At 72.0% G+C, this 22,395-nt stretch carries 23 protein-coding genes; 16 read left to right on the top strand and 7 right to left on the bottom strand.

Annotated features, from left to right (window positions below; translation table 11 throughout):
* Window positions 1–50 precede the first annotated feature (50 nt).
* On the top strand, window positions 51–335 hold the full coding sequence (locus tag H5965_RS12915; RefSeq protein WP_310969898.1) for a phosphopantetheine-binding protein: 285 nt from the start codon (window positions 51–53) through the stop codon (window positions 333–335).
* On the opposite strand, the gene H5965_RS12910 is transcribed toward H5965_RS12915, so the two are convergent.
* The gene (locus tag H5965_RS12910; RefSeq protein WP_310969897.1) at window positions 320–1,156 is read right to left on the bottom strand and encodes a PaaX family transcriptional regulator C-terminal domain-containing protein; all 837 of its coding nucleotides are present in this window, start codon (window positions 1,154–1,156) and stop codon (window positions 320–322) included. The two genes, H5965_RS12915 and H5965_RS12910, sit on opposite strands and share 16 nt — an antisense overlap.
* A 158-nt stretch (window positions 1,157–1,314) precedes the next feature.
* Between H5965_RS12910 and H5965_RS12905 the strand changes: the two genes are divergently transcribed.
* The 3 genes from H5965_RS12905 (at window position 1,315) to H5965_RS12895 (ending at window position 4,682) form a co-directional block, all read left to right on the top strand.
* On the top strand, window positions 1,315–2,628 hold the full coding sequence (locus H5965_RS12905) for an MFS transporter (protein WP_310969896.1): 1,314 nt from the start codon (window positions 1,315–1,317) through the stop codon (window positions 2,626–2,628).
* Window positions 2,625–3,971: an alpha/beta hydrolase gene (locus tag H5965_RS12900; RefSeq protein WP_310969895.1), complete on the top strand. Its 1,347-nt coding sequence runs from the start codon at window positions 2,625–2,627 to the stop codon at window positions 3,969–3,971. The genes H5965_RS12905 and H5965_RS12900 overlap by 4 nt, the downstream gene beginning before the upstream one ends.
* 108 nt (window positions 3,972–4,079) lie before the next feature.
* A complete protein-coding gene (locus H5965_RS12895) occupies window positions 4,080–4,682 on the top strand; it encodes an NAD(P)H-binding protein (RefSeq protein ID WP_310969894.1) in 603 nt (200 codons plus the stop codon).
* A 3-nt stretch (window positions 4,683–4,685) separates the two neighbouring features.
* On the opposite strand, the gene H5965_RS12890 is transcribed toward H5965_RS12895, so the two are convergent.
* Window positions 4,686–5,582: a LysR family transcriptional regulator gene (locus H5965_RS12890; RefSeq protein WP_310969893.1), complete on the bottom strand. Its 897-nt coding sequence runs from the start codon at window positions 5,580–5,582 to the stop codon at window positions 4,686–4,688.
* Window positions 5,583–5,609: 27 nt separating this feature from the next.
* Here H5965_RS12890 and H5965_RS12885 point away from each other — a divergent pair, with 27 nt between their 5' ends.
* A complete protein-coding gene (locus tag H5965_RS12885) occupies window positions 5,610–6,383 on the top strand; it encodes an inositol monophosphatase (protein ID WP_310969892.1) in 774 nt (257 codons plus the stop codon).
* 70 nt (window positions 6,384–6,453) lie between these two features.
* On the opposite strand, the gene H5965_RS12880 is transcribed toward H5965_RS12885, so the two are convergent.
* Window positions 6,454–7,377, bottom strand: a complete 924-nt coding sequence (locus H5965_RS12880) for a PHB depolymerase family esterase (protein WP_310969891.1) — start codon at window positions 7,375–7,377, stop codon at window positions 6,454–6,456.
* 168 nt (window positions 7,378–7,545) lie between these two features.
* Here H5965_RS12880 and H5965_RS12875 point away from each other — a divergent pair, with 168 nt between their 5' ends.
* Entirely contained in the window at window positions 7,546–8,379 is an 834-nt protein-coding gene (locus H5965_RS12875) for a PaaX family transcriptional regulator C-terminal domain-containing protein (protein WP_310969889.1), read from the top strand.
* Window positions 8,380–8,452: 73 nt separating this feature from the next.
* A complete protein-coding gene (locus H5965_RS12870) occupies window positions 8,453–9,889 on the top strand; it encodes a hypothetical protein (protein ID WP_310969888.1) in 1,437 nt (478 codons plus the stop codon).
* On the opposite strand, the gene H5965_RS12865 is transcribed toward H5965_RS12870, so the two are convergent.
* The gene (locus H5965_RS12865) at window positions 9,886–10,422 is read right to left on the bottom strand and encodes a 2'-5' RNA ligase family protein (RefSeq protein WP_310969887.1); all 537 of its coding nucleotides are present in this window, start codon (window positions 10,420–10,422) and stop codon (window positions 9,886–9,888) included. The two genes, H5965_RS12870 and H5965_RS12865, sit on opposite strands and share 4 nt — an antisense overlap.
* A 147-nt stretch (window positions 10,423–10,569) precedes the next feature.
* A complete protein-coding gene (locus H5965_RS12860; RefSeq protein WP_310969886.1) occupies window positions 10,570–10,815 on the bottom strand; it encodes an ATP F0F1 synthase subunit C in 246 nt (81 codons plus the stop codon).
* A gap of 969 nt (window positions 10,816–11,784) precedes the next feature.
* Between H5965_RS12860 and H5965_RS12855 the strand changes: the two genes are divergently transcribed.
* The 9 genes from H5965_RS12855 to H5965_RS12815 all read left to right on the top strand — a co-directional run bounded on the left by H5965_RS12855 (window position 11,785) and on the right by H5965_RS12815 (window position 21,058).
* On the top strand, window positions 11,785–12,591 hold the full coding sequence (locus tag H5965_RS12855; protein ID WP_310969885.1) for an AfsR/SARP family transcriptional regulator: 807 nt from the start codon (window positions 11,785–11,787) through the stop codon (window positions 12,589–12,591).
* Window positions 12,592–12,846: 255 nt separating this feature from the next.
* Window positions 12,847–13,098, top strand: a complete 252-nt coding sequence (locus H5965_RS12850) for an acyl carrier protein (RefSeq protein WP_244210629.1) — start codon at window positions 12,847–12,849, stop codon at window positions 13,096–13,098.
* Between the two features lie 10 nt (window positions 13,099–13,108).
* Entirely contained in the window at window positions 13,109–14,359 is a 1,251-nt protein-coding gene (locus H5965_RS12845; RefSeq protein ID WP_310969884.1) for a beta-ketoacyl-[acyl-carrier-protein] synthase family protein, read from the top strand.
* Window positions 14,356–15,465: a beta-ketoacyl synthase N-terminal-like domain-containing protein gene (locus tag H5965_RS12840; RefSeq protein WP_310969883.1), complete on the top strand. Its 1,110-nt coding sequence runs from the start codon at window positions 14,356–14,358 to the stop codon at window positions 15,463–15,465. Before H5965_RS12845 ends, H5965_RS12840 begins: the two co-directional genes overlap by 4 nt.
* Complete coding sequence (fabG, locus tag H5965_RS12835; protein ID WP_310969882.1) at window positions 15,462–16,202, top strand: 3-oxoacyl-ACP reductase FabG; 741 nt, start codon at window positions 15,462–15,464, stop codon at window positions 16,200–16,202. Before H5965_RS12840 ends, fabG begins: the two co-directional genes overlap by 4 nt.
* Window positions 16,203–16,218: 16 nt before the next feature.
* Window positions 16,219–17,592 (top strand): hypothetical protein, encoded by a 1,374-nt coding sequence (locus H5965_RS12830; protein ID WP_310969881.1) that lies wholly within the window; start codon window positions 16,219–16,221, stop codon window positions 17,590–17,592.
* A complete protein-coding gene (sbnB, locus tag H5965_RS12825) occupies window positions 17,589–18,626 on the top strand; it encodes a 2,3-diaminopropionate biosynthesis protein SbnB (RefSeq protein ID WP_310969880.1) in 1,038 nt (345 codons plus the stop codon). Before H5965_RS12830 ends, sbnB begins: the two co-directional genes overlap by 4 nt.
* A 13-nt stretch (window positions 18,627–18,639) precedes the next feature.
* On the top strand, window positions 18,640–19,605 hold the full coding sequence (gene sbnA / locus H5965_RS12820) for a 2,3-diaminopropionate biosynthesis protein SbnA (RefSeq protein ID WP_310969879.1): 966 nt from the start codon (window positions 18,640–18,642) through the stop codon (window positions 19,603–19,605).
* Between the two features lie 142 nt (window positions 19,606–19,747).
* A complete protein-coding gene (locus H5965_RS12815; protein WP_310969878.1) occupies window positions 19,748–21,058 on the top strand; it encodes an MMPL family transporter in 1,311 nt (436 codons plus the stop codon).
* 142 nt (window positions 21,059–21,200) lie between these two features.
* Here H5965_RS12815 and H5965_RS12810 read toward each other — a convergent pair whose 3' ends face one another.
* Together H5965_RS12810 and H5965_RS12805 are read right to left on the bottom strand one after the other, a co-directional pair.
* Window positions 21,201–22,166, bottom strand: coding sequence for an ATP-binding cassette domain-containing protein (locus H5965_RS12810; RefSeq protein ID WP_310969877.1), 966 nt, complete (start codon window positions 22,164–22,166; stop codon window positions 21,201–21,203).
* Window positions 22,166–22,369 (bottom strand): MbtH family protein, encoded by a 204-nt coding sequence (locus H5965_RS12805; protein ID WP_310969876.1) that lies wholly within the window; start codon window positions 22,367–22,369, stop codon window positions 22,166–22,168. The genes H5965_RS12810 and H5965_RS12805 overlap by 1 nt, the downstream gene beginning before the upstream one ends.
* Window positions 22,370–22,395: the final 26 nt, after the last annotated feature.

Raw genomic sequence — 22,395 nt, 5'->3', positions numbered from 1 at the left:
CCCGAGACCGTGTTAGCTTCGGATGAGGGGCATCGCTCGAGGGAGGGCGCGTGACAAGCGGTCAGCCGGTGAACGCCGACGACATCCTGGCCGAACTGACCCGGTTCTTCGCCACCGCCACCGCCGGCACCACTCCCGGCCCCGACGAAGACTACTTCGCGCTCGGCCTGGTGAATTCGCTGCTGGCCCTGAAACTGGTCACGCACGTCGAACGCCGCTTCGGCATCGAAGTCGCGACCGAAGACCTCGATCTCGACAATTTCCGGACCATGAACCGCGTCACCGCCTTCGTGCTCCGGAAACGGACCACAATGGACGGCTATCCGGCGGGGTGAGCCGCGGTCGGCAGCAGTTCGAACGTTTCGGCCGCCAGCCGGTCCGCACCTTCGCGGAAATCCGCGTCCAGCTTGCGGAACAACGTCTCGGCCTCGATCGCGGGCCAGTCCCGGGGCAGGTGCCCGGCCGGCAGGTGCGGGTCCCGGCGGACGACGTGCAGCCAATCCGAGTGCAGCACCAGCCGGCGCGTCAGGTCGTCCGGGAACGACGGCTTCCCGCCGTCCCACTTCTCCAGGAAGTCGTGGTAGCGCGAGGCGATCGTCGCGGTGTCGAACGCCTTGCGGACGAGCTCGGCCGCCTCCGTCGGCTTGGCGGGCTGCGCCGTGAAGACCGTGACGTGCCCGTCGACGCCGAGCTGCTCGACGATGGCCGTCACGTCGCGGACGCCGGGAGCGACCCACAACCCGTTCTGCAGCAGGCCGAATCCCGCCCAGGTCAGCTGGCGGCGCAGGTCGTGGCGGTCGCCGCGGCGGGTGTCGGGCAGCGAAAAGCCGACCAGGGTCCAAGCGCCGTCCTCGGCCCGGTTGACCGCGCCCGTCTCCCAGATCCGCCGCCTGCCGTCCTCGAGGACCGCCGCGAGGCGCTCGCTGAGACCGAAGTAGACCTTCCGCCCGTGCCGGTGCCGGGTCAGCAAGCCGGTGCCCGCCATCCGGGTCAGCGTCGAGCGGACCGCCTCCTCCGAGACGCCGACGCGGCCGAACACGTCGATCACGCTGCCCGAGTAGATCGCGCTCGCCCGGCCGAGCAGGTGGATGCCCAGGAACGTGAGCATGACGGACTTCGGGCGGGGCCCGGAGCCGGTCTCGGCGGATGACGTCACGAGCGCCAGCGTAACCCGGCCCGGCGACCACTTGATGTTGTGCAGAATATTGACGGCCGTCATGGCCCTGACTAACGTTGAGCTCCGCTCCCCCGTCGTCCGCCCCGGACGAACCTGCCCTCCGCAGTGCCCCGCCCCCGAAGACGAGGGTGAACCCCATGAGCACTCAGCTCCGCAGAGCGGTCGCGTCCAGCTTCCTCGGCAGTCTCATCGAGTACTACGACTTCCTCCTCTACGCCACGGCGAGCGCGGTGGTCTTCGGGAAGGTCTTCTTCGCCGACCTCGATCCGGCACTGGCCACGGTCGCCAGCTTCGGCACGTTCACCACCGGCTACCTCGCCCGCCCGCTCGGCGGCCTGATCTTCGGCCACTTCGGGGATCGCCTGGGCCGCAAGCGGATGCTCGTGCTGACCATGACCCTGATGGGCGTCGCGAGCTTCCTCATCGGCCTCCTGCCCGGCTACGACCAGATCGGCCCGATCGCCCCGATCGGCCTGGTCCTGCTCCGCGTCGTCCAGGGCATCGCGGTCGGCGGCGAGTGGGGCGGCGCGGTGCTGATGTCCGCCGAGCACGCGCGGACGCGCCGTGGCCTGTGGGCCGGGTTCACCAACGCGGGCGCGCCGAGCGGCATGGTGGTCTCGACGCTCGTCATGTCCGCCACCGCCGGGCTGACCTCCGAAGCCGACTTCCTCGCCTGGGGCTGGCGGATCCCGTTCCTGCTCAGCATCGTCCTGCTCGCGATCGGCCTGTTCGTGCGTTCCCGCGTCGACGAGACACCCGCGTTCCTGGCCGCCCGCAAGGAAGAACGCCGGCGGCTGCCGCTCGTGGCCGTGCTGCGCGACCACCCGCGCGTGCTGGCGCTGAGCGTCGGTGTCGGGCTCGCCGCGTTCGTCGTCCAGGCCACGCTGACCACCTTCGTGCTCGCCTACGGCGTCCAGCACGGGCACCCGCGGCAGGAAGTGCTCAACGCGCTCACCCTGTCCTCGGCGTGCGCGGTGGCCGGGATCCTGCTGTGGTCGGCGCTTTCGGACCGGATCGGCCGCCGCCCGGTCGTGCTGGCCGGGGCGGCCGCGATGGCGGTGTTCGGGTTCCTGCTCTTCCCGATGGTCCGCGACGGCAACGGGTTGCTGCTCGTCCTCGCGCTGGTGATCGGCCAGGGCGTGCTCCACCCGATGATGTACGGGCCGCTGGCCGCGCTGTACTCCGAGCTGTTCGACACCGAAAGCCGGTACACCGGCGCGTCGCTGGGCTACCAGCTCGCCGGGCTCGGCGCCGGGTTCGCCCCGCTGATCTTCGCCGAGCTCCAGCGCGCCAACGGCGGCGGTTCGACCACGCCGGTGTCGTGGACCATCGCCGCCTTCTGCCTCCTGTCGGCCGTCTGCGTGCTGGCGCTGCGGGAGACCCACCGCCGCGACCTGACGCCCGAGCCGAGTGTGCCGGCGGCCGTCCAGCCGGAAGGACACCGAGGATGAGGCGCTGGCTCCGCCGGGCCGGCGCCCTCGTCGCGACGGCGCTGATCGCGTTCGGCCTCACCACGGCGACTCCGGCCCTGGCCGCGACCACCGCGCACTACACCGGGCAGCTGCCCGACGGTGCGAGCTGGGTGGCGGACGTGCCGGCCGCCTGGAACGGCACCGTCATCCTCTACAGCCACGGCTTCGGCCCCCTGGAAGCACGCAACGCCCCCGACGAGCCGACCGGGCAGGCCCTGCTCTCGGCGGGGTACGCGCTGATCGGCTCGTCCTACAGCGGACCGTCGTGGTGGGCGCTCGCCTCCGCCCCGCGGGACCAGTTCGCCTCGCTCGACGCGCTCGTCCGGAAGATCGGCGAGCCCCGCCGCACGATCGCGTGGGGCACGTCGATGGGCGGACTGGTCAGCGCCCTGGAAGCCGAGTCCGGGAACCGGCGGCTCGACGGCGCCCTGACCACGTGCGGCCTGGTCGCGGGCGCGCTGAACCTGAACAACTACCAGCTCGACGGCGAATACGCGCTCTCGCGCCTGCTCGCCCCGGCGCAGCCGGTGAAGCTGGTCCGGTACGCGAGCGCCGACGAAGCGGGAGCGGCGGGCGCGGCGCTGACGAAGCTCGTCACCGACGCGCAGGGCACCGCGGCCGGCCGGGCCCGGATCGCCCTCGGGGCGGCGCTGATGAACACGCCGCCGTGGCTGACCGGTGACGCCCCGCCCGGGCCCGCCGACCACGCGGGCCAGGAACAGCAACAGCAGCAAGCCCTCGCGCAGTTCGTGCTCGGGTTCGTGGTGCCCGGCCGCTACCAGATCGAACTGGCGGCCGGCGGGAACAGCGCGGCCAACCGCGGGGTCGACTACCGGGCGCTGCTGTCCGGCAGCCCGCTGGCGCGGCAGGTCCGGGCGCTGTACCGCACCGCGGGCCTCGACCTCGACGCGGACCTGGCCGACCTGACCCGCCACGCGGACGTCACGCCGGATCGGCAGGCCGTCGGCACGCTCGCCCGGACGTCCACGGCGACCGGGCACCTGCGCGTCCCGTCGCTGGCCATCCACACGACCGCGGACCACCTGGTCCCGGTCGAGCATGAGAACTGGTACGCCCACCGGGTCCGCGCGGCGGGCCGCGAAGCGCTGCTGCGGCAGGCGTACGTCGAAGCGGCCGGGCACTGCGCGTTCCGGCCGTCGGAGACCCTGGCGGCGTTGCACGCCCTGGAATCCCGCATCGAGACCGGGCACTGGCCCGACCTCCGGCCGGAGCGCCTCAACGCGGCCGCGGCCGAGCTCGGGGCCCCGGGCCGCTACCTCCGCTACACGCCGGCCCCGCTGACCGGCGCGGACCGCCGCTGAGGCCGGGGGCGGCCGCACTCCTCGGCGGCCGCCCCTTGCGTCACGGTAAATCAATTCTTTCCGAACTTGCATTTGATGTTAAGTGCGAGGGTCCCTAGCGTGGACGGCATGAACCTCACCGTCCTCGCGGCGTCCGGCCGGACCGGACTCGCACTCACCCGGGAAGCGTTGCGGCGCGGGCACACCGTCACCGCCATCGCCCGGGATCCCGGCCGCATCGACCTTCCCGCGTCGGCTCGTCTGCACAAGGTGGCGGGCGACGTCGAAGACCCGGCGAGCATGGCCATCGCCGCCGGCTCGACCGTCCTTTCCGGACTCGGCACGGACCGGGCGGGGGTCCTGCTGGCCGGCGCGAAGGCGGTGGTCGCCGCCGGGCCGTCGCGGATCATCTGGCTCGGCGCGTACGGCACGGGGCAGTCGGCATCGGTGGCCGGGGCCGCCGCGGGGGCGCTCACGAAGCTGCTGGGCGACCGGCTCGGCGACAAGGTCGAGGCCGACGAGACGATCCTCGCGGCCGGCGGCACGGTGTTCCACGCGGGCCTCCTCACCGACGGCCCGGAAAGCCCCCACCGGCGCACGGTCGGGCTCGAGGCCGGGCCACCGCTGGACTTCGAGGCGGTGATCAGCCGGGCGACCGTCGCGGCGGCAATGCTCGACGAGGCCGAGACACCCCGCTTCGCGGGCACGATCGCGCTGCCGCTGCCGGATTGACCGCTAGGCGGTGATCTCTTCCAGGGCTGCCCGCACCTGGCCGCGGAGCCAGGCGTGCGCGGGGTCGGAGTCGTAGCGCTGGTGCCAGGTGCAGCAGATCTCCGCGGCCGGCGACTCCGCCGGGAGCGGGCGGGTGATCAGCCCGAAGGCGTCGATCAGCGGGCGGCCGAGCACCGCCGTGCAGCTGACCAGCGCGTCACTGCGCACCGCCAGCTGCAACGCCGTCGCCAGCGTCGCCACCGAAGCGATCACCTGGCGGCGCAAGCCTTCCGCGGCCAGGACGTCGTCGATCGGCGCCGTGAGCCGGCCGCGGCGGGAGACCAGGACGTGCGGATGAGCCGCGAACGCCCGCAGGTCCAGGCCGCCGGCCGCCGGGTGACCCGGCCGCATCGCCACCACCAGGGCGTCGTGCCCGAGCACCTCGGAGCGGAACTCGGGCAGGTCCGGCCGGGCGCCACCGAGTTCGACGTCGACGCGGCCGTGCCGGAGGTCGTCCGTGTCGGCGGAGTGCTCGGCCAGCACCCGCAGCCGCACCCCGGGCGCCCGGTCCCGGAGCCGGCCGGCCAGGACGGGGATCACCGACGCCGCGAGCGCGTCGTGGCACTGGATCGTGAACGTGCGGTCCAGACCGGCGAGGTCCAGCTCGCGGGCCGGCTGCAGGACCGCCTGCGCCTGCCGGACCAGCCGGTGCACGTCCTCGCGGACGGCCACCGCGTACGGCGTGGGCACCATCGTGTGACCGGTGCGGACCAGGATGTCGTCGCCGGTCACCGCGCGGAGCCGGCCGAGGGTGCGGCTGACCGCCGGCGACGACAGGTGCAGCCGCTCGGCCGCGCCCATCACGCTGCCCTCTTCGAGCAGCGCGTCGAGCACCGTGAGCAAGTTCAAGTCGAGTTGCACGAACGCAAGACAACCACAGGAGTCCCGATGAGCCAGGACCTGCTCGCCGCCACCACCGCCGCCGTCCGTGCCGCCGGCGCCCGGATGCTGGCGCGCTACTCCCCCGCGGCCCGCCAGCCCGGCTTGCCCGAGCTGCTGGAAAGCCTGCACGACAACGACTCCGCCGTCGCCGAGGTGCTCCGGCCGGCGCTCGCCGCCATCCGGCCGGAGGCGCGCTGGCTCGACGACGAGCACGGCTCCGGGCCGCTGCCCGCCGGCGAGTGGTGGCTCATCGACCCGATGGGCGGCAACGTCAACGCCGTGCACGGCATGCCCGACTGGAACATCGGCGTGAGCCTCGTCCGCGACGGCCGTCCGGTGCTGGCCGTGCTGTACTTCCCGGTGCTCGGCGAGCTGTTCACCGCTACCGAAGGCGGCGGCGCGCACCTCGGCGGCGAGCGGCTGCGGGTCTCCGCCAAGACGGCGCTGGACGGCGCCCTCGCGGGCACCGGCCAGGCCCAGCACGGCCACCGCTTCCTCGAGCGGATGGGCCGGTCGTTCACCGCGATGTCGGAAGCGGCGCTGTACGTGCGGATCTCAGTGCCGGTGACCCACCAGCTCGCCCAGGTCGCCGCGGGCCGGATGGACCTGCACTGGCAGTTCGAAAACGTCCGGTCCCACGCCGCCGGCGTCCTGCTGGTCCGGGAAGCCGGCGGCGTGGTCACGGACCTCGACGGCGGCCCGTGGGACCTGACGAGCGCCGGCTACCTCGCCGCCGCGCCCGGCGTGCACGCCGCCGCGCTGAAGGTCCTCAGCGCCTGAGCGCCCCGCCCGGAGGTCGCGAATGACTCATTCGGGACGTCGGAGGTCCCGAATGAGTCATTCGCGGCACTCACCCGCCCAAGCCGAAGAAGGCGATCGCGGAGGCGGCCATCCCGGCCGAGGGCAGGCTGTGCCCGGCACCCTGGATGCTGTAGGCCTCGACCTTGTCGGCGAAGCGGCGGCGGTTCCAGCCGGCCTGCGGGGTGTCGGCCGACGTCGGCGTCTGGCTCAGGCCGAAGACGTTGGTCCACTGCTCGATTTCCTCCTGCAGCAACGCATACGGCACGAGCGTGTCGGCGGTGCCGTGCCACAGCTGGACGCGCGGGCGGGCGCCGGTGTAGCCGGGGTAGGCCTGGCGGACCGCGTCACCCCACTGCTGGGGCGTGCGGTTCGCGCCGCCGTTGCCGGTGCACTTGCTCGACCACGGCGGGAAGTCCGCGGCGTTCGCGAAGCAGGTGAACGGCACGCCCATGAACGCCGCGCCCGCCTTGAAGACGTCCGGGTAGAGCGCGAGCATCTCGTTGGTCATCATGCCGCCGGAGGACGAGCCGGTGGCGAAGACGCGGTTCGGGTCGCCGCCGTAGCGCTGCTCGGCGTAGGTCACCATCGACACGATCGACACCGGGTCGCTGCCGCCGCCCCGGCGCTTCGCCGCGTCCGACCAGGTGTCGAAGCAGTTCCCGAACCCGGCCTGCTGCTGGGCGCTGGGGTAGATCACGAGGAACCCGTAGCGGTTGGCCAGCGCAGCGAATTCGCTGCCGGAGTAGAACCCGGGCCCCGAGCCGCCGCACCCGTGCATGGCGACCACGATCGCGGGATTGGCCGGCCGCGTGTCCGGCACGTAGACGTGCATCCGCATCCCGCCCGGGTTGTTCCCGAAGCCGGTCACTTCCACCAGCGAAGCGGCCGACGCCGGGGCCGGGACCACGGCCGAGGTGACGGCCAGCAGCAAGGCACTGGCCATGGTCACGAACGCCGTTCTGAATCCACTCATCGGTGACCTCCGGTCGGCGATCCCCCTCGGGCCTTGAGGTTAGGCAGATTCAGAACGACCGTCAACAATTCATCAAGTATTCTGGGATACCGAAACTTTCGAACTCGGTGATATCCTCGAATTGCCGGACAAACGATTGATGATCGTCGGGAAAACAGCGAGGAACGCATGCTCGAAGCGGCCGATTGGGCGGAGGACGAGGGCGCGCCGGGCGTGCGGCCCGAGGCCCTGCTGCTGACGCTGTTCGGCGACCACGTCCTGGACCGCGGGATCGCCGTGTCGACCGGCGGCGTGATCGCCACGCTCGAGCGCCTGGGCGTCGGCGAACACGCGACGCGGGCGACGCTGAGCCGGATGAGCCGCCGCGACCTGCTCCACACGGTCCGCCGCGGGCGGCAGGCGTTCCTGGGCCTGACGGCGCACGGCACGGCGGTGCTGCGCGACGGCCAGCGCAAGCTCGACGGCGACATCGTCGACCGGCACTGGGACGGCCGGTGGACGCTGCTGACGTTCTCGGTGCCGGAAACCCGCCGCGCGGACCGGTACGCGCTGCGCACCCGCCTGGGCTGGTTCGGGTTCGGGCCGCTGCGCAGCGGCCTGTGGGTCTCGGCGTCGGCGGCCGACATCGCGCCGGCGCTGGCCGAACTCGACCTCCTGGACCACGCGGAGGTGTTCCGCGCGGAGCCGTTCATGTGGACCGACCCGGCCCGGATCGCCCGGGAAGCGTGGGACTTGCCGCGGATCGCGGCCGGCTACGAGCAGTTCCTCCGCCGCTGGAGCGGCCGGGAGCCCGGTTCGTCCGACGAGCTGTCCCTCCGGATCCGGCTCGGGGCGGAATGGCTCCTGCTGATCCGCCGGGATCCGGTGCTGCCACCGGCGCTCCTGCCGGCGGACTGGCCGGGCACCCGGGCGGCGGCCTTGTTCCGCTCCCTGCGGCAGCAGTGGGCGGAGCCGGCCGGGGAGCTGGCGGGCGGACTGCTGGAGTTCCTCGTCAAGGAATGAAACCGACGGCGGTTGCCACGTTGCATGCCACGTTGCAAACTGGGGTTCCCGCTCCCCACCCCGGAGGTCACCGGTGACCGACTTCGATCGACGTGACGTGCTGCGTGCCCTGACCGCGCTGGGCGTGACCGGCGTGACCGCGAGCCTGTTCGGCGGCACCGCCGAAGCCGCCGGCACGGGCCCGCTGGACCTGGAGTTCTCCGTCGCCGAGCAGTTCCGGCCGTTCGACCTGATCGCGCGCAACTTCGTCCAGTTCGACACCCCGGCCCGGCCCGGCGCGCTCGTCACGACCGGCATCCGGCCGAAGGCGGCCTACGGGACCGTGACCGTGCAGGTGCTCGACGACCGCGCGCCCGTCGTCGCCGGGCTGGCCGGGGCCGGGGTTTCAGTGCTCGGCACCTACCACGCCGGCCAGGCGGCCATCGAGATCACCACGGCCGCGGGCACCGCCGTGGTCAAGACCGCGCCGGCGCAGCTGCGGGCGCCGTTCGGCTTCGCCGTGGTGGTCAACGAAAACGCGGTCACCGTCCTGGCCGACCAGGGCACCGGCTGGCGGCCGCTGCTGACCGAGCGCGACCAGGTCCGGGCCCGGATCGACCTGCGCGACCCGGCGGTCCTGGGCCGGCTGGGCTACGCCTACGGCAGCCGCGGGCCGGCGCGGCTGGGCCGGGTCCGGGCCGGGTACTACGGCCAGGCCGGCGTCCGCGACCCGCACGTCGTCCAGTACGCCGACGGCCGCCCCGTCATCCGCCACGGCAAGCTCTACCTGACCATGACCAACGCCGGTCTCGGGTTCTTCCAGCAGGCGCACTGGGCGGTCTGGACGCTCGACCTGGCGGATCCCACCAAGCTCGAGCAGGTGGCGACGCTGTTCTTCGCGCGCGACGGCGTGGTGCTCGGCGACCACGCGGGCCAGATCGTCCTCGACGGCGACCGGTTCATCCTGCTGATGAGCTCCTGGGGCGACTTCTCGTTCAACGGCGTCCACGTGCGCCACACGGTCACCCGCAAGGACGTGCTGTCGGGCGTGCACGTGCTGCCGACCTCGCCGCTCCCGCTGCCCACGACGGTGAGTTCCTGGGACCCGGCCCTGACGAAGATCGACGGCCGCTGGCACATCGCGTTCGTCGAAAGCCCGGCCCAGCAACCGGCGTTCGTGTTCCACCCGGCCCTGGCGGCGGCCCCGCGCGGCGCGGACTACGACGAGGGGCTGACGCTGCTGGGCGCCGACGTGTCGGTGAAGCAGACGGAGGGCACGATCCTGCAGCGCGTGGGCGGCCGCTGGTACCTGTTCACCAGCGACGGCGACGCGCGCGAATACCCGGTGTACGACTTGAGCCTGCGGAAGCTGGGGACGCTGAACGCGCCGTACGGGACGAACATCCCGCACCCGATGCTGGTGAAGATCGGCAACCGCTGGTGGCTCCCGACGTTCGACGGAACCCAGTACGCGGAGGACGTCCTCGGCTACGGCGGCCACGGCGACTTCATCCTGATGCGGTCGAGCTAAAGCACGAATTCGGCCACCGTGCGCCAGGAATCCGGGCGCGCGTTTCCGGCGATCAGGCGCACCCGGTCGACGCCGGCCCGGATGGGGAGTGCCCCTTCCACCTCGGCGGCTGCCTTCCGCAACGCGGCGACGTCGGCGCGGCGGGTGCTGCCGATCGTCAGGTGCGGGACCACGTCGGGGTGTTCACCGCCGTACGGCGGGCACTCGGGGAACGCGCGCCACACCCGGTGGGTCAGCGCCCGGAACGGTTCGGCCGGGTCGGGAGCCAGCCAGAGCACGTCCTCCCCGAACCAGGCGACCCGGGAGAACACGCACTCGAAAGCGTCGTGCTCGGCGACCGCGGCCTTCAGGTCGCCGAGGACCGCCGAGGTGATCCGGGCCGGCGGGAGGAACGGGTAGAGGACCGTGACGTGGGCCGGGACGCCCCAGGCCGCGGAGTGGTCCAGCTCCTGCCGGTACGGCCCCACCACCGCGTCGGCGGCGGGAACCGGCACGATCACGGCTGTTTCGGTCGGCCCGGCCAGATTCCTCACCACCGCATGCTCGCACGGCGTGCCCGAAGGTTCAGCTGCTTTCCTCGGGCTTGTGCCGCAGCCGCGTCCACAGGTCCGTTCGCCGTGGCGGCCGGCGGTGCCTGCTCCGCGCCCGGACGCTCGGGCCCGGGCGCGGAGCGGGGGGATTCACCGGTTGGACGCGATGAAATACACGACGACCCCGATCAACGCGAGGACTTCGCTCAGAACGAACGTCGAGTAGCCCATCGTCTGCAGTTTCCCGCGCGCTTCCGGCTGCCGCGCGGTACCATTGATGACGGCGGCGAAGATCAGGCCGACGCCGATTCCGGGGCCGATCGCCCCGAGTCCGTACCCGATGGCGGCGAGGCCGGGGTTGATGTTGGCGGCCTGGGCCAGAACTGTGTCACTCATGGACATTCCCCTTCACATCGGTCCACGCGCACGCTCGCGTGGAACAGCGGGCTCGTGCGTCACACCGGGCATGGTTCAGGGTCGAGCGAAGGCGGCGGAAATCGCAGAAGGGACGTCGGATCGAGGCAGATCTCGCCGGCCGGGCGGGATTGTCGGTAAACGAGTGGTCCGAACACCGACAGGATATCACGGGAAATCGGACGGCGCCGCCGGACAATCGGGCGGTAGCCACCCGAAACGTCCATTGTGGCCGGTCGAGCGCACCGGCCACGCGTGAGTCGGCCCGGCCGATACGCCGGCCGCCCCCGAGGGCCGCCCACTGCGTCGGACACGGAGAGTGATCGAGCGAGCGCAAGTTCGCCCGCCTCGCCAGAAGGCTTTGTCCGAATCGTTCGCCGTTCACCCGGCGCGGTCGAGAAGGCCCCGCGGACCCCGGCTTGTTTCGAAACTCGGTGTACACCGTTAACCAAAGCCGGAAAGCCTCCGGACAAACCCCGGCGGACGCCGAACCCGGCCCCACGCCCGCCTAATTTATTAGCCGGATAGAAATAGGATTCATGTTTGCGCTCTCATTGCCGAGAGCCTCCGCCCGGCCCGTCGGCCGGGCTCCCCGGGCCCCCTCCGCACCCGGCGTCCGAGGCGGTCCGGAGCACCCGGCCGCCACCCGCGCACCCCACGGTCAGCGCGGGTTTCGCGGCGTAATGACCCCTTCGCCGTTCGTGCAACCGGACGGGGCGCCAGCACCACCCGCGGGGACCCTACCAGCGAAGATCAGCTCGGTCTCCCGGTGTGCTGTCACCACCATTAATGGTGGTGCTAACACCACCATCCCCGGGTATGTCCGAATACATCCCGAGTCAAACTGTCCACGAACTGATACTACTGGCGAGTTAGGCGTTTCACTGGTCCGAACGGAGGTACCTAAGCCACCGGCCCTCTGCCACTATCTTGCGCAAAATACATCTTCGGATGGTCCGCGATGAGCGGCGGGCTGCCCGAATCTGGGGGTCGATCAAAGTGGAAATCGAACTACTAGGCGCCATGGAAATAAGATCGAATGGGAGAATTTACTCGATACGCGCGAAGAAAGTCCGGACCTTGCTGGCGATGCTGGCGCTGTCGCCGGGACGTCCGGTGTCCTACGAGCAACTGGCGGACGAGCTGTGGGGCCCGCGGTCACTCGCCAACTCCCGCAACGCACTGCAAGCGAACATCGCACGGCTGCGCCGGCTGTTCAAGCCGATCACCGACGCGAGCGGGGAGGAGGTCGTCCGGACCACCTACAGCGGCTACCAGCTGGAGGTGCCCGCCGAGGCGATCGACTCGCACCGGTTCCTCGAACTCGCGCGCCGCGGCACTTCCCTGGTCTCCACCGCACCGCAGGAAGCCGTCGGCATCCTGCGGGAGGCCTTGGTGCAGTGGCGCGGGCCGGCCCTGATGGACGTGCAGGAGGGGGTGCGCTGCCGGGCCGCGGCCACGCACCTCAACGAGCGGCGGCTGGCCGTGCAGGAAGACCTCATCGCCGCCCGCCTGGCGGTGGGGCAGCAGCACGACATCGTGCACGAACTGCGGCAGCTGGCCACCGAGAACCCGGGCCGGGAACGGCTCAGCGAACTGCTGATGCTCGCCCTCTACCGCACCGGCCAGCAAAGCGAGGCGCTGTCGGTGTTCCACCACACCAGCAAGTGGCTCGGCAGCGAGCTCGGCCTCTCGCCGGGCCGCGCGTTGCGGCAGCTGTACCAGGCCATCCTGGTCCAGGACTGCATGCTCGACTGAACACCGGTTCCCCTTTCGCAGCAGGGACGGCGATCTTCGCCGTCCCTGCTGTCGTTTCGCTGTCACGCACACGGTCCGGGCTCATCCACTCTCCTTCCGTGATCGACGGCCATGATCGTGGCGCACCCGGATGACGGACGGCTGACGGTTTGCCGACGCCGTCCTTCGTCAGCGGTCGGTCAGAGGGCCGTCATCTGCGCTGGCTAGTTTCCGGCCAGGCCGAAGTTCGTCCGAAAAACCGGTACAGGAGTGGTCATGACAGCGGCAGTGTCCGAGCGCAGGGAACAGATCCGCGCGATCGTCCGCGAGCACCTCGAGCTCGAGGACGGCGAACTTTCCGAGACGAGCAACTTCATCGAGGACCACGAAGCCGACTCGCTCACGCTGATGGACGTCCTCGCCGCGCTGGAGAAGCAGTTCGGCGTCACGATCGACCAGGCGCAGTTCCGCCGGATGGTCGACCTGGACAGCGCCTACGAGGTCGTCGCGGAATCCGCCGGCTGGTAGGGGAAATCCGATGAGCGAGCACTCCACCGCACCCGGCAGGCGGGTGGTGATCACCGGCTGCGGGGTGGTTTCCAGCCTGGGCACGGGCATCGCCGAGTTCACGGCGGCCCTGCGCGCCGGGCGCAGCAACGTCCGGCCGATCAGCGTCTTCGACACGACCGGCTTCGAGCACAACAACGGCTGCGAGGTCATCGGCTTCGAACCCGAACGCTGGATCGAAAACGTCGACATCGAGTCACTCGGCCGCGCCAGCCGGTTCTCCACCGCCGCGGCCCGGCTGGCCGTGGCGGACTCCGGCATCGACCTCGACGTGCTGCGCGAGGCGCGCTGCCTGCTGTCGATCGGCACGACCGACGGCGAGTCGCACGAGCTCGACAGCATGGTCTCGTTGGAGATCGCGGCCGGTCCGGAGGCGATGAGCCCGCGGCTGGCCCGGCGCACGTCGGCCGGCCGGCTCGCCACCTCGATCGCGCACGAGCTGCGGCTGTCCAATGTGGAGGTCGGCAGCATCGCGACCGCCTGCTCGGCCGGCAACTACGCGATCGGCCACTCGTTCGACGCGATCCGGCTCGGGGAAGCCGACTTCGCGTTGTGCGGTGGCGCGGACGCCGTCTGCCGCAAGACGTTCACCTCCTTCTACCGGCTGCGCAGCATCGCCCCGGACTACTGCCGCCCGTTCGACAAGAACCGGCTGGGCATCCTGACCGGCGAGGGCGCCGGCATCCTGATGCTGGAAAGCCTGGAGTCGGCGACCGCGCGCGGCGCCCGCATCTACGGCGAAGTGCTCGGGTACGGCCTGTCCTGCGACGCCCACCACCCGGTGGCCCCGCACCAGGGCGGCATCGCCCGCTGCATGGAACTGGCCCTGGCGAACGCCGGCGTCAAGCCCGCGGAGGTCGACCTGATCTCCGCGCACGGCACGGGTACCCACGCCAACGACAAGACCGAGGCCGCGGCGATCCGCGAGCTGTTCGGCGACGACACCCCGCGCGTGGTCTCGATGAAGTCGATGCTCGGCCACTCGATGGGCGCGGCGAGCGCGCTGGCCGCGATCGGCTGCTCGGTCGCCATCACCGAGGGCTTCATCCCGCCGACCATCAACCACGTCGAGACCGACCCCGAGTGCGCCGTCGACTGCGTGCCCAACGTGGCGGTCGAGGCGGACCTGCGGATCGTGCAGAACAACGGCTGGGCCTTCGGCGGCAACAACTCGGTCGTGCTGATCGGCCGCTACGACGGCCCGCGGGAGGCGGTCGCATGAGCACGAGCTCTCCGGCCGCCCCGGTCATCTCGGCTTGGACGGCGATCTCGCCGTTCGGCCACGACCGCGCGGCCTTCGCCGACGGCGTCCGCACCCGGACGTCCCCGGTGTCCACAATAGATGAACAACGCTGGGCGCGGGGACCGGCGGGAACGGCGGCCACCGTCCCGGGCTTCGAGCCGCGGGAGTACCTCGGCACGAAGGGCACCCGGGCGATGAACCGGGTCAGCGGCCTGGCCGTCGCCGCGGCGAAGCACCTGCTCGCCGACATCGGCGTCGAGCCGGGCGACGAGCGCGACGACATCGGGTTCGTGCTGGGCACCACGACCGGCAGCGTGCAGAGCATGATGGACCTGACCCGCGCGTCGCTCACCGGCGACAAGCCCGACCACGTCGAACCGGCCGCGGTCCCCGGCTGCGTGATGAACTGCGCCGCCGGGCAGGCCGCGATCTGGCACGGGCTCAAGGGCCCGAACGCGACGATCGCCGCGGGCCGGACCACCGGCCCGCACGCGCTGAACTACGCGCGGCGGCTGCTGCGGACCGGCCGGGCGACCCGGGTGCTCTGCGGCGCCGCCGAGGAGTACTCCCCCGCCCGCGCCTGGGTCGAGCACCACCGCCGCGGCGGGGACGACCCGGTGGTCATCGGCGAGGGCTGCGCGATGTTCCTCCTCGAGCCCGCGGACCTGCGGCCGCCCGGCCGCCGGGTGCTGGGCACCCTGGAGGGGTTCGAGTCCCGGGTGTGCCTGGACGGCGATCTCGCCGGGACGGTCACCGTCGCCGTGCGCGCGCTGCTGGCCTCGGCCGGGGTCGCACCCGAGCAGGTGTGGGCCGCGACCGGCAGCGGCTTCACCGACCAGCGCGGCGAACCGGTCGAGACCACGGCGCTGCGGGCCCTGTTCGGGGACGCGGCCGTCGACCGGGTGCCGTCGGCGGACCTCCTGGGCGACACGGCGTCGGCGAGCGCGATGTTCCAGCTCGCCGCGGTCCTCAGCGTCGCGGAATCCGCCGAGCGGGCGGGCACCGACCACACGGTCGTCACCACCTGCGACGACGACGGTGCGGTGGCGTGCACGCTGCTGCGGCTCGGCGAGCCGGTCCGATGAGCGCGGGCAAGGTCGCGCTGGTCAGCGGCGGGTCGCGGGGCATCGGCCGCGCGGTCGTGCTGAGCCTGGCCGGAAGCGGCCACGACATCGCGTTCTGCTACCGCTCGGACGAGCAGTCCGCCGACGTGCTCGCCAAGGAGGTGCACGACCTCGGGCGGCGGGCGGTCGCCACGCGGGTCGACGTCACCGACCGGGAGGCGGCCGGTGAGTGGGTGGCCGCCACGGCCGCCGACCTCGGCGTCCCGGACACCGTGGTGACGTCGGCGGGCATCACCCGCGACGGCGCGTTCGTGACGATGACCGAGGACCGCTGGACCGACGTGCTGCGGACCAACCTCGACGGCGTCTACAACGTCTGCCAGCCGGCCGTGTTCCTCATGCTCAAGCAGCGCCGGGGCAGCGTGATCACGCTGTCCTCGGTGTCCGGGGTGTACGGCAACCCGACGCAGGTCAACTACTCGGCGTCGAAGAGCGGCGTGATCGGCTTCGCCAAGGCGCTGGCCAAGGAGGTCGGCCGGTTCGGCATCCGGGTCAACGCGGTCGCGCCGGGCCTGATCGAGACCGACATGACCGCGCAGATGACGGACAAGGCGCGCGAGAAGCTGCGCGCGGCCATCCCGCTGGGCCGGTTCGGCACCGCGGGCGAGGTCGCCGACCTGATCGCCTACCTGGCGTCGGACCGCGCCGCCTACATCACCGGAAGCGTATTCGAGATCGACGGCGGCCTGGTCGTCTGAAGGGGGAAGGTCCACAGTGGACTCCGATAGCCCGAACTTCATCGCGCGGCTGAAGACCGCCGCGCTCGGCTCGGCCGAGCACCCGCTGGTCTTCCTCGGCAACTTCGAGGTCGAGGAGCTGTGGGCGGCCGACGAGCTCGGCCTCCCGCGGGTGTCCGCCGCGGGCAGCACCGCGGTGGTCAACAGCATGGACGAGTTCGCGCTGCTGCTCGGCGGCAAGGGCGACCACGTCGTGCTGAAGCACGCGCCCGACCCGGACTACCACCGCTACCTGCTCGACCTCGGCTTCGAGCTGCCCGAAGTGCACGTCGTGGCGGCACCGGACCCGGCGCGCAACGTCAGCCAGGACGCGCTCGCCGACCCCGCGCTCGTCGCGGCGCTCACCGAGCTGGCCACCGACGGCGCGCACCTGCTGCCGCACGGCGCGTCGGCCGTCGAAGAGGAACTGGCGGCCCGCACCGGGGTTCCGCTGGCCACGCCTCCGGCCGCGCTCTGCAAGGCCGTCAACAGCAAGGTCTACAGCCGGCAGCTGGCCGACGAGCTCGGGCTGCGGCAACCGCCGGGCTGGATCTGCGACACGCCCGAGCAGCTGGCCGACGCCGTGCCGGAGGCCGCCAAGGTGCTCGTCGAGGGCGGCACGGTCGTGGTGAAGGAGGCGTTCGGCGTGTCGGGGAAGGGCATCGCCGTCGTCACCAGCGAGCAGCGGCTGCTGCGCCTGCAGCGGATGATCGAGCGGTCCGCGCGGAAGGCGGGCCGCGACCGGATCGCGCTGGTCACCGAGACCTGGGTCGACAAGCGCGCCGACCTGAACTACCAGTTCACCGTGGGCCGGGACGGCTCGGTGCGGTTCGACTTCGTCAAGGAGGCGATCACCGAGAACGGCGTCCACAAGGGACACCGGATGCCGCCGCGCCTCGACGGGGCCCAGCACGCGGTGATCCGGCACGCGGCGGACGTTCTCGGGGCCCGGCTGGCCCGGGACGGCTACTACGGTGTCGTCGGCGTCGACGCGCTGGTCGAGCCGGACGGCGGGATCTTCCCGGTGCTGGAGATCAACGCCCGCAACAACATGTCGACCTACCAGGTGCCGCTGCAGGAGCGGTTCGTGCCCGAGGGCGCCGTCGCGATGGCGCGGCACTACCCGGTGCGCCTGGCCGCTCCCCTGCCCTTCGCGCGGCTGCGCGAGACGCTCGGCGACCTGCTGTTCGCCGGGTCCGGGAGCGGGCTGCTGGTCAACAACTTCGCCACGGTCAACGCCGGAGCCGGGGTCGCCGCCGCGGGCGAAGCGTTCGCCGGGCGCCTGTACGGCGTGCTCATCGGCCCGTCCGTGGAGACGCTCGACGAACTGGACCGCCGCATCACCGACCGCCTCAGGAGGCTGCCAGCATGAGCACCAGCACGTCCGTCCCGGAGTTCGCCGTGATCTCCGGGGCGCAGGTCCACGAAGTCCTCGACGGACAGGAAAAACTCGTCATCGACCTGATCGAGTCCGCCTACCGCCTGCACGGCGCCGGCGACACGGTCAACCCGCCGTCCTACTTCCTGCGCTTCCCGGACCGGCCGTCGTCGCGGATCATCGCGCTGCCGGCGTCGGTCGGCGGGGACATCGCGGTCGACGGGCTCAAGTGGATTTCGAGCTTCCCGGAGAACGTCGCGAGCGGACTGCCGCGGGCCTCGGCGATCCTCGTCCTCAACGACCGGCGGACCGGCTATCCGCTGGCCTGCCTGGAAAGCTCCATCATCAGCGCCACCCGCACCGCCGCGTCGGCCGCGCTCGCCGCCGACTGGCTGACCCGGGACCGGGCCCGGCCCGCCCGGCTCGGCATCGTCGGCACCGGCCTGATCGCCCGGTACATCCACACCTACCTGGCCGCCGGGGGCTGGACCTTCGACGACGTCGGCGTCTTCGACCTGAGCACCGCGCACGCCGAGGGGTTCCGCGGCTACCTGACCGCGGCCGGGCAGGCCTCGGTGACCGTGCACGAGTCCGCCGAAGACCTGATCCGCGGCAGCGACCTGGTCGTGTTCGCCACGGTCGCCGGGGAGCCGCACGTCCACGACCCGGCGTGGTTCGACCACAACCCGCTGGTCCTGCACGTCTCGCTGCGCGACCTCTCGCCGGAGGTGATCCTCGCCTCGGCCAACGTCGTCGACGACGTCGAGCACTGCCTGAAGGCGAACACCTCGGTGCACCTGGCCGAGCAGCGGACCGGGGACCGGGAGTTCCTGTCCGGGACGCTGAACGACGTCATGACCGGCACGGTGGCGCTGCCGAAGGACCGGCCGCTGGTCTTCTCGCCGTTCGGGCTCGGGGTGCTCGACCTCGCCGTCGGCAAGCACGTCTACGACCAGCTGCACACCGCCGGCGACCTGCGGACCGTGCCGGAGTTCTTCTTCGAACTCGACCGGTACGGGAAGAAGTGACGGGAGCCCCCGCGTGCCGATCATCACCGCCCCGCAGGACTTCAACACCGACGACCTGTTCGTCGACCTCCGCCGGTTCGCCGGCCACCCGCTGTACCTCAAGTGCGAAGGCTTCAACTTCGCCGGGTCGATCAAGATCAAGGCGGCCCGTTCGATGGTCGCCGCGGCCGAGCGCCGCGGCGACCTGCGGCCCGGCTCGACGCTCGTGGAGAGCTCGTCCGGCAACCTCGGCGTGGCGCTGAGCCTCGTCGCCGCCAGCTCCGGCTACCGGTTCGTGTGCGTCACCGACTCGCGGTGCACGCTCGGGGCCCGGCAGCTGATGGAGACCCTCGGCGCCGAGGTCCGCATCGTCACCGAGCCGCACCCCGAGCACGGCCTGCTGGGCGCGCGCATCGAACTCGTGCGGCGGCTGTGCGCCGAGCACGGCCACGTGTGGCTCAACCAGTACGAGAACGCCGGGAACTGGCGCGCCCACTACGAAACGACCGGACCGCAGATCGCCGCCGCCTTCCCCGACGCAGGCGTCGTCTTCATCGGGGCGGGCACCACCGGGACGTTGATGGGGTGCGCGCGGTACCTGCGCGAGCACCGGCCCGGCACCCGGGTGGTCGCGATCGACACGGTCGGCTCGGTCACCTTCGGCACGCCACCGGCCCGGCGGATGATTCCCGGGCTGGGCACCGGGATCCGGCCGCCGCTGCTCGACCCGTCGTACGTCGACGACGTCCTGCACGTCGAAGAAGCGGACACCGTGCGCACCTGCCGGGCCCTCACCCGGGAGGGGTTCTGCTTCGGCGGCTCCACCGGAACCGTCGTCAGCGGCGCCCTGCGCTGGCTTTCCGAGCACGAGGACGTCGGCACGGCCGTGGCGATCGCGCCCGATCTCGGCGACCGCTACCTCGACACCGTCTACCACGACCAGTGGGTGGCCGACCTCTACGGGGAGGACCTGCTCGAAGAGCGGGTGCACGCTCTGTGATCCACCACACACGGCCTAGCACCACCGCGGATCCGGGAGTCACCCCCCGTGAACGAATGATCACGGTTCACTAGACTCGAACACATGCGCGGACAGCCGAAACCGCGAACGCGCCATGCCCGTCGGGTCGAAGGGGACGATCGTGAAGCCTTCATTGGCCGTCCGCGCTTCCTGCTGGTCCGCCGGCCACGCCGGCGCGGTCATCGCCCTCTGGCTGGTCTTCGTGGGCCTGGCCCAGCTGCCGGGCCTCACCGGCGGGCACCGGCTGGGCGACGGCTCGCTCTCCGACCCCGACGTGGCGGCGAACTGGTGGCCGGTGGTCGCCGCGCCCGTCGCGGTGCTGCTGAGCGTCCCGTTCTCCCGGCTGCTGCTGCTCGTGTCCGCGCTGTTCACCAGCGTGGTCACGGCGGCGTCGGCGGCGATGCTCGACACGGTCTCGGAATCCGTCGCGATGTCCCCGCTCACCGGCAACGCGGCACTGCTGGTCGTCATCACGGTTTCGGTGCAGCACATGCTGTTCACCTTCTGCCGGCGGCGCGAAGCACTGGCCGGCGGGAACGACACGTCCCAGGCCGCGCGGATCGTCGCGAGCACGGCGGGCAACGCCGCCCTCGTCTCCGGCAGCGGGGTGGCCGCGGCGCTGGCCGCGGTGGCGCTCGCCGGATCGGCGGACCTGGTGCCGCTGGCCACCGCGGTCCTGGTGGCGGTGCTGGTGTCGACGGTCGCCGCGCTGAGCCTGCTGCCCGCCTTGAACGACCGCGTGCTCACCTCGCCGCGCGAGCTGCCGCCCCCGAGGTTGTCCGTCGGCGACCTGCCCCGCTTCGTGCGGCCGACGGCGATCGCGCTCGGCCTGCTTTCCCTCGGCGCCGCCGCGGTGTACGGGTCGCTGCGCGTGTTCTCCCCCGGCTGCCCGGGCTGCCGCCCCTTGGTCGACGACCTGGACGCGCGCGGGGTGGTGACGTTGCTGGTGGTGCTGGGCCTGGCCACCCTCGTCGCCTACCGGCGGCCGGTGGTGGCGCTGGCGACGTTCGTGCTGAACGGCGTCGCCGTGCTCGCCGGGCTGGGCATCCTGGCCCTGCTGGTCGATCCGCTGCCCGGCTGGGCCCCGATGGTCCTGGTGGTCGTCCTGCTGGTGCCGGGGAACCACCTGCAGGTGTACCTCCTGCACCGGCTCCGGAGCGAAACCCTGGCGGGGATGTCCCGCCGCAACACGGTGGCGCACGCCTGCCGCCGAGCCTGGTCGGCTTCCGGCGGCGCACTGCTGGTGGCGGTGGTGATGTGGCTGGTCTGGGGCATGACGGAGAGCGGCGACGTCCGCGAGTTCGCCCTGGCGACCACGGTGGTCCTGGTCGCCGACACCCTGATCGTCCGGTTCCTCCTGCTGCCGCGCCTGGCGGTGCTCGGAGGCCGGACGAACTGGTGGCGGGTGCGGGGCCCGAAAGACGCCCGCTGACGCCGGGGGCGGGCGGTCGCGGCCTCACGCCACGTCCGGCCACAGCCGGACGACACGCGTACCCAGCTGGACGACACGCGTACCCAGCTGGACGACACGCGTACCCGGCCGGACGACACGGGCCGTCGCGGCCGGGGGTGGGTCAGGGGCTCGAAGGACGCCCGGTGAGGTCCAAGAACACTTCGTCGAGCGTCGGGCGCCTCAGCGCGAAGTCCGTGTACTCGACACCCGCGTCACGCAGGGCGGCGGCCGCGGCCGCGATGCCCCCGGCCGTCTCCGGCAGCTCCACCGCGATACTGCGCTTGCGTTCGTCCACCGTGACCGCCGAGGCCGACACGGCCGACAGCGCCGACACCGCGGGCTGGAGCCACTTCGCGTCGGCGACCGCGACTTCGAGCCGCTCCGCGCCGATCTTGCGCTTGAGCTCGTCGGCGGTGCCCTCGGCGATCACGCGGCCGTGGTCGATCACCACGATGTGGTCGGCGAGGTAGTCCGCCTCCTCGAGGTACTGCGTGGTGAGCAGGACCGTGACACCCTCGTCGACCAGGCCCCGCACGATCCCCCACAGCGTGCTGCGGCTCGCCGGGTCGAGGCCGGTGGTCGGCTCGTCGAGGAACAGCACCGACGGGCGGCCGATCAGGCAGGTCGCCAGGTCGAGCCGCCGCCGCATGCCGCCCGAGTACGTCCCGACCGCGCGGTCGGCCGCCGCGGTCAGGTCGAACCGCTCGAGCAGCTCGGTGGCCCGCTCGCGGGCCCCGCGCCGGCCGAGGTGCAGCAGGGTGCCGAGCAACTGGAGGTTCTGCCGGCCGGTGAGCAGCTCGTCGACCGCTGCGTACTGGCCGACCAGCCCGATCCGGCGCTGGACCTCCTTCGCCTGCGTGGCCACGTCGAAGCCGGCCACGCGGGCGGTGCCGCCGTCCGGGCTCAGCAGCGTCGCGAGGACCCGGACGGTCGTGGTCTTGCCGGCGCCGTTGGGGCCGAGCAGGCCCAGCACCGAGCCGGCGGGCACCCGCAGGTCGATGCCGGCCAGGGCCTGGTGGTCGCCGAAGCCCTTGCGCAGGCCCGTGACTTCGATGGCCGCTTCGCGGTCGAGCGCGTCGCTCGCCATCAGCCGGCGTCCTGCAGGCTCTTCGGGCGCAGGTCCGTCCAGGTGGCCTCGACGTGGGCGACCGCCTCCGCGCGGGAACTGTCCCCCAGCACGACGTCCCACCCCGGTGGCACCGCCGCGAACACCGGCCAGATGCTGCGTTCTTCCTCGGCGTTGACCAGGACGAGGAACCGGCCGTTCTCGTCGTCGAATGGACTCGTCACTTCACATCTCCGTCTGTTTCGGGCGG

The organism is Amycolatopsis sp. 505, assembly GCF_031625235.1.
Taxonomy (GTDB): Bacteria; Actinomycetota; Actinomycetes; order Mycobacteriales; family Pseudonocardiaceae; genus Amycolatopsis.
The sequence above is the reverse complement of the archived record's forward strand: the minus strand, read 5'-3'. Positions and strand labels throughout refer to the sequence as shown.